General features: G+C 67.0%; 5 protein-coding genes. All 5 read right to left on the bottom strand.

Features of this window, described 5'->3' with window-relative positions:
• Positions 1-1,016, bottom strand: a 1,016-nt coding sequence (locus tag H8A92_RS39800; protein WP_229200711.1) for a FecR family protein, incomplete at its 3' end; no start/stop codon positions are given.
• Positions 1,017-1,169: 153 nt separating this feature from the next.
• Positions 1,170-1,496 (bottom strand): hypothetical protein, encoded by a 327-nt coding sequence (locus H8A92_RS39795; RefSeq protein WP_420831439.1) that lies wholly within the window; start codon positions 1,494-1,496, stop codon positions 1,170-1,172.
• A 156-nt stretch (positions 1,497-1,652) separates the two neighbouring features.
• Complete coding sequence (locus H8A92_RS39790; RefSeq protein ID WP_229200709.1) at positions 1,653-2,264, bottom strand: inner membrane-spanning protein YciB; 612 nt, start codon at positions 2,262-2,264, stop codon at positions 1,653-1,655.
• A gap of 115 nt (positions 2,265-2,379) precedes the next feature.
• A complete protein-coding gene (locus H8A92_RS39785; protein WP_229200708.1) occupies positions 2,380-3,483 on the bottom strand; it encodes a helix-turn-helix domain-containing protein in 1,104 nt (367 codons plus the stop codon).
• Positions 3,484-3,636: 153 nt separating this feature from the next.
• The coding region (locus H8A92_RS39780; RefSeq protein ID WP_229200707.1) for a DUF2147 domain-containing protein at positions 3,637-4,021 on the bottom strand (385 nt) is incomplete at its 5' end.

The following is a 4,021-nucleotide window of genomic DNA, read 5'->3' as shown; positions in this document are numbered from 1 at the left end:
TGGCCGGGACGGTTCTGCTGCTGGCCCGGCTGTTGCGGAGCGTTGCGGTTCTGGCCCGGCAGGCCGTTCTGGCGCTGCGGGTTCGGCCGCACCGGCTGGCCGCGATTCGGATAGGGCGCGGCCGGATTGGCCCTGCGGAAATCCGGATTGGCGCGACGGAAGTCGCGCTGCTCGGTCACGACCTGGCGGCCCAGCGTCTGCGCCGAATGCACTGCGCGCACGAAACCCTGGTCGCGCGCGACCTGTTGCGGCGAGATCGTGAGTGGCACCGCCGCAAGGCGCGCGCCGCCGGTGCCGGGACGAATAGCAAAACCGCTCGCGCCGCGCGTCAGCACGCCGAGCGAGGAACCGCTGCGATCGTTGACCTCGATGCGGCCGACATGTCCGTCGGCGTCGGGATAAAGCTTGATGCCGACATTGTTGCTGGTCGCAGTCGCGCCCGCGGGTACCTCGACCAGGCCGGTGGTGCCGCGGATGCCGAGCGTCGCGGTCGGCGTCGAGATCTTCATGTCGCCGGTTTTTGCCACCGCGGCGGCGACGAAGGCCGCCGTTCCCTTGGCGACGTTGAACAGCGCGCCGTTCTGCTGGCCGCCGTCCTCGTAGACATAATTGTCGATCGTGATCCTGGCGTTGGCGCGCAGGTTGAAGGTGGTGCCGTCGTTGAAGGTGATGCCGAGCGCGGAGGTCGCGGACGTCGCGACCTCGTCATTGGCAAAAATGTCGTCGCGGATCTGCAGCGGCGTCGTGGTGTTGTTGCGCGTGACGGTCGCGGTTCCGGTCAGCGTCGCGACGTTGCCGATCGGCTCGGGCGCTGCGGCCTGCGGCGCAGCAGCCGGAGCAGGCGTGGCAGACGCTGGCGGTGACGCACTCGGCGCGGGGGCGGGCGAGGGTGCCGGTGCAGGCTGCGCTTGCGCAAGCTGGGTCAGCTCCGGCGCGGCATTGGCCGTTGCATGCCAACCGATCGTGACGCCGGCACCAAGCAGAAGCGCATGAAGGAAGGCGCGGCGTATCACCATCGATTCCCGGGAGGCATTGGGGACCGGCAATTGAGCCGCGTCAGGCTGAATGCCGAATGAACGGTCCTGCCTTGTTGTCATGGCGGACCAAAACGATCAAGCACCGCGCTTCGTTGCCGGAAGCGCGGTGCCTGGTCGCTGTCGGGGTTTTGGTTAGCCGCGCTTGTGAGGAGTGATGTTGAGTGGCTTCGCCGGCCTGGCCGCAGGAGCATAGCTCGCGGGCTGCGCGGCCGTCGCCGGGGGCACATAGTGGAACACCGCCTTGCAGCCTTCGCTGAGCAGCGCGCGCTGCCGGACCATGCAGGCGGTGACGCGATCGACGTCGGGGATTTCCGAGCTGCACAACCGCATCGCATCGCCGGTGCACATCTGCTGCTGCTCATCGGTGTAGGCATAGGACGCCGAGGTCAACAGACCGAGCGTGAACGTGGTGGCCGCCAGCAGTTTGCCGTGACGAAGCGTGGAAGCGGTGAAAGCCATCATGTCCCCCTTGTGGTGATCGCGCCGAAGCAGCGCGTCGTCGGGGGCATCACTAGGCAGGCCCGGTTTCGGCAATTCTTCGTCGGAACGGCAAAATGGTTTCGTCGCGCGCTTGTTTGTTTCGTTAACCACACACGGGAGAGATTCCGGCCGTCATCACACTGCCGGCGCAGGACCCCCCTCGAGCGCGAGCACGGCTTCGCGCCGGGCTTCGGGCATGGCGCGGATGCGGCGCCTCGCGGTGAGGCGCATGGCGGCAAAGCCGCCGAGGAACAGCACGATCTTGCTCACGATGCCGAAGGTCGGCATCACGAGGGCCCACGTCGTGATCTCGCAGGTCAGCGCGACGAAAGCGTTCGCGGCGGCGGATGTGAACATCAGGGCTGCCCAGGCATAGCCGACCTTGACGGCGACATCGGGCACGACGGTCTGCGCGATCTCTGGGAGATAGCGGTTCAGCCAGCCCGGCTTCAGCATCACGACGCCGACGATTGCGTAGATCACACTCGGCTTGAACAGCACGAAGCGCGGGTCGTTGGTGAGCAATGTCGCGGTGCCGGCGGTGATCACCAGGAACAGGCTCAGCCATTCCATGGTGTCGATCCGCTTGCCGCGCGCGATCTGGATGCCGATCTGCACGACGCCGAACGCAATGCCGAGGCCGACCGAGAGCGCGGTATTGTGCGTCAGCAGGAACAGAACCAGAAAGACCAGGGTGGACGCCAGGTCGAGGGCCAGCAGCCGTGCCGCGGTGAGGAAACTCTTCATCGGTCGCTTTGCTCCGCTTGCCTGACGCTCTGGCGCGACCAGCGCCCGCGCCGGCACAGCTAGGCAGATTGCGTCGGCGCCGGCCTATCGATTTCTGAAATCGAGGAGCGAATTCTCACTCCGGACGGGCGATTTCCACCGCATCCGCGGTTTGCGGCGCCGCCGCCCTGCGGCGAAACTCGGTCGGCGTCAGCCCGGTGTCCGCCTTGAAGGCGCGGTTGAACGGCGCAAGCGACTGGAACCCAGCATCGAGCGCGATCGTCAGCACCGGCACCTCGGCCTGACTGGCGTCGGCGAGCGCTGCCTTTGCCTCATCGAGGCGATAGCGGTTGAGGAAGGCGTTGAAATTCCGGTGGCCGAGCCCGTCATTGATCAGCGTGCGCAGCCGGTACTCCGGCATGCCGAGCCTGACCGCCAGCACGCCGATGGTCAGGCCCTCCTGCCGATAGGTCCGCTCCGTCGCCATCAGATGCTTGAGCTGATTGAGCGCGGCCTGGCTGGACGCCGGCGGACCGGCGTTGGCGAACGAAGGCGCCACCCGTGCGGCCTGGCCACCGCCGTTTCCGGCAACCGCCGGCTGGCTCTCCGGCGGATCGAACAGCATCATCCAGATCGACAGCAGCCCGAATGCGACAAGGCCGAGCGCGATGCTCAAGCTGATGGACCGGGTCGGAATCGCGGCCAGCCCCGCCGCGGCGGCAAGCGTCATCTGCAAGCCGATGCCGATCACGAGCGCGATCAGGATCCGGCCGCGTGCGGTTGTCACGGCGGTCCGCCATCCCTTCGCAATTTGTGCGATCCCGAGCGCGGAGAAGCCGATCGTCGCCAGCGCCAGCCCGCGGCCGCAGGTCCCGGCGAGATCGGGCCAGATCGTCCAGCCATTGTGGCTCACAACGCCAAGGCCGGCGAGCAGCGTCCACAAGGCCGCATGCCACGGCCGCAAAGCAAACCGCTCGTCGAACACCGCGCTCGCCCACAGCCAGAAGATCACCGGCGAACCCATCGCGAAGGCGATGAACGGCGAGCTCCAGCCGAATGACGATGCCGGAAAGAAGGGTGCGGTTGAAATCGCGTAGGTCGCGCCGGCGACGCCCATGGCGGCACCGAGGTTCGCGGCGCGATGCACCGCCGCGTAGCGCAACAGCAATACTGCACAAACCACCAGGAACAGCGCGACCACCGCGCCACGGAGACCGAGTTCAAGAGCAGTCATCGCCATCGCAAGCCGCCCGCAGGTTCAAATCAACCTCGACATTGCGATTCTTATAGCGCGTCCGGCGATCCACATGAAGCGACCGCCGGACGGCTGGAAATCCGATGTCCGCCCGCCGCTTGTGCGGCAGCGGACATCGGAGCAATCGGAAGTGTCGGCCTAGCTGACCCGCTTCCAGGTCTGGCCGCCGCAGAACATGCCGCCGAAGGCGCAGCCCTGCACGCGCATCGCATTCGGGCCCCTCATCGCGATCGTCGAGTCGTAGTTGCGGCCGGAGTCGGGATCGTGGATGCGGCCGCTCCACTTGCTGCCGTCGGGCTTCATGTTAATCAGGATGCGCTCATTGGTCTTGACCGAATAGCCGCAGAGATCGGCGCCGCAGGCTTCGACGCGGACGTTGCCCTTGTTCTCCTCGGTGGCCCAGACGCCGATCGGTCCGGTCGCCGCCGGTGCTGCGGCAATCGGAGCGGGCTGTGGCTGCTGCGCAGGCTGTGCCGCGACGGGGGCCGGTGCCGGCGCAGCGGGTGCGGCGTCAACCGCCGCG

Source organism: Bradyrhizobium acaciae (assembly GCF_020889785.1).
In the GTDB taxonomy this organism is placed as follows: Bacteria; Pseudomonadota; Alphaproteobacteria; order Rhizobiales; family Xanthobacteraceae; genus Bradyrhizobium; species Bradyrhizobium acaciae.
This window is presented reverse-complemented; position numbering and strand designations above follow the sequence as displayed.

Bases quoted from the DNA above. Each gene is read 5' to 3' on its own strand.
- H8A92_RS39795 (WP_420831439.1), bottom strand. From the start codon at position 1,496: ATGGCTTTCACCGCTTCCACGCTTCGTCACGGCAAACTGCTGGCGGCC.
- H8A92_RS39790 (WP_229200709.1), bottom strand. From the start codon at position 2,264: ATGAAGAGTTTCCTCACCGCGGCACGGCTGCTGGCCCTCGACCTGGCG.
- H8A92_RS39785 (WP_229200708.1), bottom strand. From the start codon at position 3,483: ATGGCGATGACTGCTCTTGAACTCGGTCTCCGTGGCGCGGTGGTCGCG.